The organism is Micromonospora maritima, from assembly GCF_902825405.1.
Lineage (GTDB): Bacteria > Actinomycetota > Actinomycetes > Mycobacteriales > Micromonosporaceae > Micromonospora > Micromonospora maritima.
This window is the reverse complement of sequence record NZ_CADEAU010000320.1, coordinates 1-6,177: the sequence shown is the minus strand read 5'-3', so window position 1 is coordinate 6,177 and position 6,177 is coordinate 1. Positions and strand designations below refer to the sequence as shown.

6 protein-coding genes are annotated in these 6,177 nt (G+C 74.8%); 3 read left to right on the top strand and 3 right to left on the bottom strand.

The window, feature by feature from the left end; all coding sequences use genetic code 11:
• The 3 genes from HUW36_RS23135 to panD all read right to left on the bottom strand — a co-directional run.
• Nucleotides 1–741, bottom strand: a 741-nt coding sequence (locus tag HUW36_RS23135) for a condensation domain-containing protein (protein ID WP_217428859.1), incomplete at its 3' end; no start/stop codon positions are given.
• The gene (locus tag HUW36_RS23130; RefSeq protein ID WP_174530100.1) at nt 731–2,098 is read right to left on the bottom strand and encodes a DUF6002 family protein; all 1,368 of its coding nucleotides are present in this window, start codon (nt 2,096–2,098) and stop codon (nt 731–733) included. The genes HUW36_RS23130 and HUW36_RS23135, both read right to left, overlap by 11 nt.
• 54 nt (nt 2,099–2,152) lie before the next feature.
• Nucleotides 2,153–2,524: an aspartate 1-decarboxylase gene (gene panD / locus HUW36_RS23125; RefSeq protein WP_174530099.1), complete on the bottom strand. Its 372-nt coding sequence runs from the start codon at nt 2,522–2,524 to the stop codon at nt 2,153–2,155.
• Nucleotides 2,525–2,866: 342 nt separating this feature from the next.
• Between panD and HUW36_RS23120 the strand changes: the two genes are divergently transcribed.
• From HUW36_RS23120 to HUW36_RS23110, 3 genes are all read left to right on the top strand, one after another.
• Nucleotides 2,867–3,655 (top strand): thioesterase II family protein, encoded by a 789-nt coding sequence (locus HUW36_RS23120; protein ID WP_174530098.1) that lies wholly within the window; start codon nt 2,867–2,869, stop codon nt 3,653–3,655.
• Nucleotides 3,652–6,000 carry a lantibiotic dehydratase gene (locus tag HUW36_RS23115; RefSeq protein WP_246248291.1) on the top strand — a complete coding sequence of 783 codons (2,349 nt, stop codon included), beginning with the start codon at nt 3,652–3,654 and terminating at the stop codon, nt 5,998–6,000. Before HUW36_RS23120 ends, HUW36_RS23115 begins: the two co-directional genes overlap by 4 nt.
• Nucleotides 5,997–6,177, top strand: a 181-nt coding sequence (locus tag HUW36_RS23110; protein WP_174530097.1) for a hypothetical protein, incomplete at its 3' end; no start/stop codon positions are given. The genes HUW36_RS23115 and HUW36_RS23110, both read left to right, overlap by 4 nt.

Below are 6,177 nucleotides of genomic sequence, written 5' to 3'. Positions count from 1 at the left end.
GTCGCCGGTGTAGCGGTGCAACGTCCATGCCACGGCCGCGGCCAGGACGGCGCTGCGACCGGTACCGCCCGCCTCGGCCAGGGCCAGCAGGCCGGCGGCGGCGCCGCACGGCAGCGTGACCTCGGTCCACCTGCCGGGCCCACCGGGGTGGGACGCCGGCAGGCCGAGATCCAGTCGTTGGGCGTCCGGCGGATCGGTGGGCTCCGTGGTCCCCGGCTCGGTGGAGCGCTCGGCGGTGGGTGGGATCCGCTGCCGGGGAACGCGACCCGCGCCGCCCGACGTCGGACCGCCGTCGGGCCTGAGCGGAGCGGCGGCGTAGGTCGACAGCACCGTCTCGAACAGCGTGCCCAGTCCGGCGCCGGACAGGGCCCAGGGCGCGGCGGCCAGGGTGAGGACGTGGTCGGTCGGGCCGTGCCGGACCAGTCGGGCCCGTAACCCCCGGGTCGGAGCGAGGTCCGAGGCGGACCCGGCGGCCTCGCCCGGCGACCGCACGTCGAGCCGGACCGGCTCGGGAGACGCCGGACGCAGGCGGGCCTCGTCCCCGGCCAGCACGAGGTCGGCGTGCAGGTCCGGGTACGCGGCGCAGACCTCGTCCAGCGCGGCGCGCAACCGGTCGGGGAGCAGCGGGCCGCGCAGCCGGACGGAGCGGGTGGCGGCCAGTGCGGTGGTGGGGTCGATCCGGTGCCGCAGCCAGACCTCGCGCTGGTGGGCGGTGGCCGGCCGGGCCGTGTCAGCAGTCACCGACGGCCACGGCGATGTCGGCGGTGGTGCGGACCTCGGAGACGTCGCCGCTCTCCGCCGGACGGTAGTCGTCCAGCCCGTAGCTGCCCGAGCCGTGCACCACGATGTCCCGCCCCGCGTCGACCAGCCCTCGGTCGACCGCGTTGAACACGCCGGTCAGCGCCATCACCAGCGACCACTCCCGCAGCCGCCGCAGGTCCGCCGGCAGCGGCCGGCCGGTGTCGGCCAGGTAGGCCCGGAGCTGGGGGTACCGCGCGACGCACTCGTGCAGCGAGACGACGATCCCGTCGCCGCCGTGCCTGCGGATGATCTCGTTCATCGCCGTCGAGGTCACCGGCCGGTGGGTGTAGAACGTCGGGTCGAGCAGTTCCCCGGGGTCGTCGGTGGCGAGCGGGAAGTGCGGGTCGGCGCTCTGGTGGTGCAGGCCGCTCCCGGCGTCGAACTCGTACGCCGGCAGGTGGGCGCGGTCGAAGTCGCCGTGTCGCAGGTTGAGCACCATGTCCGGGGTGTGCAGGTGCTGCACCAGCAGGCTGGCCGGCCGCCGGGCCGGCTCGCTGGCGCCGGTCTCCTCCAGGATCGCCCGGCCCTGGTGGTAGCCGAGCAGACCGAACGCGCTGGACACGGCGTGCGCGTGCAGCCGGGGACGGCCACCGGGCACCGGGTCGGCGTCGTGCTCGAAGAAGGCCCGGGCGGCGTCGGCGACCAGGTAGTTCGCCAGCTCCAGGGAGAACCAGACCCGTCCGCCGGTGCGCCGGGCGTACTCCTCGGCGTGCTCGGCGACGAACCGGCGGCCGAGCGCCTTGACGTCCTCGGCGCGCGGCGAGTCGAGGACCAGCAGCGGGTTGCGCCGCCGCAGGTCGTCGTCGGTGGTGAGCCGGCTGGACCGGAGCTTGCCCAGGCACGAGCGGGGCGCCAGGGTGGCGACCCGGAGCTGGTCGGGGGTCACGAGCCCGGCGTCGAGCGCGCGCAGCACCGCGTCGCGCAACGCGGTGCCCTTGTTGGCGGACGTCGGCGTGAACAACAGCACCGGCTGCCCGGTCCGCCGGATGTGCTCCACCGCCCGGGCCACGATGAGCAGCGAGGCGAACGTCTTGGTGGTCTGGGTGCCCGGATTGCCGGTCAGGTCCAGCAGCGTGATCCGACTGTCTCCGTAACTGCCCAGCGGCGTCCAGCGTGCGGTGGCCGCCGAGAAGAACTCCCGTAGCCCGTCGTCCAGCGTGGGGAAGGCGAAGCCCGGGCTGAACGTGTTCGGGTCGTCGCACGGCCGGAGGTCGTCCGCGCACCGCTTCACCACGTCCGGGAGGTGGCCGTAGTAGTCGGTGATCAGGTTGCCGACGGATCCGCTGGGTCGGGCCATGATGCGTCCTTCGGGATTGGCCGTCCGCGGCCGGACGGCGCGGTCGGCCGGCGGTCAGTTGGCGGGATCGGAGCCCACGGAGACGATCTGGTTCTCCCCGTCGACGAACACGACCGCGGGCTTGAGCGCACCGGCCTGCTCGTCGTCGACCACCGCGTAGCTGATGATGATGATGACGTCGCCGGGCATGACCAGGCGGGCCGCGGCGCCGTTGATGCCCACCACGCCCGTGCCCGACTCGCCCTCGATGACGTAGGTCTGGAGTCGGGCCCCGTTGTTGACGTTGACGATGTGGATCAGCTCGCCGGGCAGCAGATCGGCCGCCTTCATCAGAATCGGGTCGAGCGTCAGGGAGCCGACGTAGTGCAGATCTGCTTGTGTCGCAATTGCGCGGTGGATCTTCGACTTCAACATCGTGCGCTGCATTCGAAGACGACCTCTCGTGGCGAATGTGTGGCGAGTTGCGACCCCCGGACCGGCCGCGGTCGGCCGGCGACCTCGCGTCCGGCCGCAGTGCGGGCCACACGCTAGCACGCGTCCGCGCATCTCAGGGAGCCTGTGGAGCCGGGGCGAAACCGTTTCAGGGGTTTCTTTCCCGACCCCCCTGAATAGGGGTCGTTAGGGGTTCGTCGGCACCCGTTCGCACTGGTAGAAACGGCAGTCGTTCCAGCGGTCGGAAATTATGCCGGTCGATTCGAATCGCCTGCCATCCCGGAGATGCGGAGTGTCGCACATCAATAACTCCCAGCGACGTACGCCGTCGGTGCCGTGACGGCTTCGGCGCACGACATCGACTCCGAACGGGCCGCCGGGGCCGACCCCGGGCGCTGGTTCACCCCCGGCCCCCCGGCCGCCGGCGCCGACGTGCTCCTGTTCTGTCTGCCGTTCGCCGGCGGCGGCGCCGCCGTCTACCGGCGCTGGACCGGTCCTCGCTGGGCGGGGATCGCCGTCGATCCGGTGCTGCTGCCGGGCCGGGAGTCACGGATCGGTGAGCCGCCGGACTTCACCGTCGACCGGGTGGCGACCGCCCTCGCCGGACGCATCGACCGCCCCTATGCCGTCTACGGCCACAGCATGGGCGCCCGACTCGGCTTCGAGGTGGTCCGCGAGCTGCGTCGCCGCGCCCTGCCACCCCCGCTGGCCCTCTACGTCGCGGCGAGCCGTCCACCCGACGTCCCGCCCGCGGCGAGCGACCTCGTCGGCGCCGACGTGCGGCACCGGGTCGCCGCGCTCGGCACCGACCTGGACGGCGCGCTGGAGCACCCCGAGCTCCGGGAGCTGCTGCTGCCCGCGCTGCGCTCCGACTTCGCCTGGGTGGACGCCTACCGCTACCACCCCGGCCCGCCGCTCGACGTCCCGCTGATCGCGCTCGCCGGCGAGGAGGATCCCGGCGTCCGTCCACCCGCGATGGCCGGCTGGTCCCGGCACACCACCGCAACCTTCCAGCTGCACACGCTGCCGGGCGGTCACCTCTTCCTGCGGACGGCGGCCGAGGAGACGACCCGGCTCGTCGCCGGCGAGCTGCGGACCCTGGCCGGCCTGGACGGTGACTGGTGACCCCGGCGCCCCACCACGTGGCCCTGCCCGGCGGCTGGCTCGTGTGGCGGGAGGCGGTGCTGCGGGCGGCCGGCTTCCCGGCGGCCGGCCTCGACCGGCTGGTCGACCCGGCGTGCGCCGAGGTCGCCGATGCGTTCCTCGACGGCGCCGCCGACGAGCCGGCCCTCGCCGCCGCGCTCGACCGGGCGCTCACCCTCGCCAGCCGCGAACTGCGTGACATCGCCGCCGACCCGCTGTTCCGTGAGGCGGTCGCCTGGCAGAACCCGGAGGGTCGCAACGCCCTCGACGGTGTGCTGTCCGCGCCCGAACCCCGGCCGGGCCAGCCGCGCCGGTCCCGGCTGCGTCGCCGGGAGGAGGTCGTCGCCCGGTACTGGCAGCGCTACTGCGCCAAGAACGACACCATCGGCTTCTTCGGGCCGATCTGCTGGGTGCGGTTCGACCCGGCCGGACCTCCCGCCGAGCTGACGGTCGGCCCGGGGCTGATCCGGCGGCGGATCACCCTGCTGGAGCACCGGGCCGTGGCCGCGTTGGCCGCCGGCCTCGCCCGCGACGCGACGATCCGGCGCTGGATGCCGGTCCGGTTGGCGCCGCACCTGGCCCTGGCCGACCGGGAGGTGCTCCGACCGGCGGCCTCCCCGGTGCCGCTCTCCGCCGGTGAGGCGGCGCTCGTCCGACTCTGCGACGGCCGGCGCCCGGCGGTGGAGATCTTCGAGGCCCTCGCGGCCGGGCCCGCCCCGGTGGTGCGCTCCGAGGACGACTTCACGCTGCTGGTGGAACACCTCGTCGGGCGCGGCGTGGTCGAGTGGGGCTGGGACCCGCCGATGCGTCCCGGCGCCGAGGACTGGTTGGCCACCGCCGTCGCGGCCGTCGGCGACACCGCCGCGCGGACCAGGGCCGCCGCGGCGCTCGACCGGTTGACCGCCGCCCGGGACGCCGTCGGTGTCGCCGCCGGTGACGCGGACAAGCTGGCCGTCGCCCTGGCCGCACTCGACACCGTCTTCGTCGAGCTGACCGGGGAGCCCGCCCGGCACCGTGGCGGCCACACCTACGCCGGCCGGGCGCTCTGCTACGAGGAGACGGTCCGCGACCTCGACGTCCGGCTCGGTCAGCCGGTGCTCGACGTGCTGGCCGAACCGCTGGACCTGCTGCTGCGGGCCTCCCGGTGGCTGGCGGCCGAGGTCACCGCCGAGTACCGCACCGCCCTGCGCGCCCTGTACGCGGAGCTGGCCGAGGACCTCGGGCGCCCCACGGTCCCGCTCGCCGAGCTGTGGTACGCGGCGCAGCCCCTGCTCTTCGGCACCGGCGAACGGCCGGTCGACCGGGCGGCGGAGGCGTACGCGGACCGCTGGCGGGCGCTGTGCGGCCTGGACGACCTGCCCGCCGGCACCCGTCGGGTCGACCTGGACGCGACGACTCTCGCTCCCGCCTCCAGGGCGGCCTTTCCGGCCCGCGCCGCCGGCTGGTCGGGCGCCCGCGTGCACAGCCCCGACCTGCACCTGTGCGCCGACGGCTCGGAGGCGATGGCGGCCGGGGAGTTCACCGCCGTCCTCGGCGAGATGCACGCCACCTGGGCGACCCTCAACAACTCGGTGTTCGCCCTCGGCCACGACGACCCGGCCGCTCTGCACGCGGCGCTGCGCGCCGACCTCGGCGGCGGCCGGATCCTGCCGCTGCTGCCCGACGGATGGCCCTGGTTCACCGCCCGGATCAGCTCCTTCCTGTCCGCACCGGACGACCGCCAGTTCGGCTTCCTGCCGGCCCGGGGCGCCGACGCGGACCGGCTGCTGCGGCTCGCCGAACTCACCGTGCACGACGTGGCCGGCGAGCTGACGGTGGTGGACCCGGACGGCGGCCGTGTCCCGCTGCTGGAACTGCTCGGCGACTTCCTGGCCGAGTGCACGGTGCACGCCGGCAAGTGGACGGCGGGGGAGCACACCCCGCGGATCACCGTCGGCCGGATGGTCCTCACCCGGGAGACCTGGCGCACCACGGTGGACGAGACCGGCATCGCCGACGCCGCCGGTGAACAGGGCCGCTACCTGGCGGTGCGGGCGTGGCGCCGTCGGCACGGCATGCCCGAGCGGGTGTTCGTCCGGGTCGGCACCGAGATCAAGCCGTGCTACGTGGACTTCCGCAGCACCGTGTACGCCTCGTCGCTCTGGTCGATGCTGCGCGCGGCGCGGCGGGCCGCCGGCGGACAGGTTCCGGTCGTGGTGTCGGAACTGCTGCCCGGTCCGGAGCAGGCGTGGGTGCCCGACGCCGACGGCAACCGCTACACCTCGGAGTTGCGCATGCAGGTGGTTGACGCCCTGGCGGCGCGGCCCGGGACGGAGGTCGGGACGTGAACGCGGACGCGCCCGGACTGCTCGGCCCCCGGGTCGAGCATCCCGACACCACCGTGCCGGCGGCGGTCCTGGCGACGGCCGCCACCCGGCCGGACGCGGTGGCCGTCCGCCAGGGGGCCACGACGACCTCGTACGCGGGACTCGTCGGCGGCGCGGCCCGGGTAGATCGGAAGAGCG

Coding starts and splice junctions, on each gene's coding strand:
- panD (WP_174530099.1), bottom strand. CDS start 2,524: ATGCAGCGCACGATGTTGAAGTCGAAGATCCACCGCGCAATTGCGACA.
- HUW36_RS23130 (WP_174530100.1), bottom strand. CDS start 2,098: ATGGCCCGACCCAGCGGATCCGTCGGCAACCTGATCACCGACTACTAC.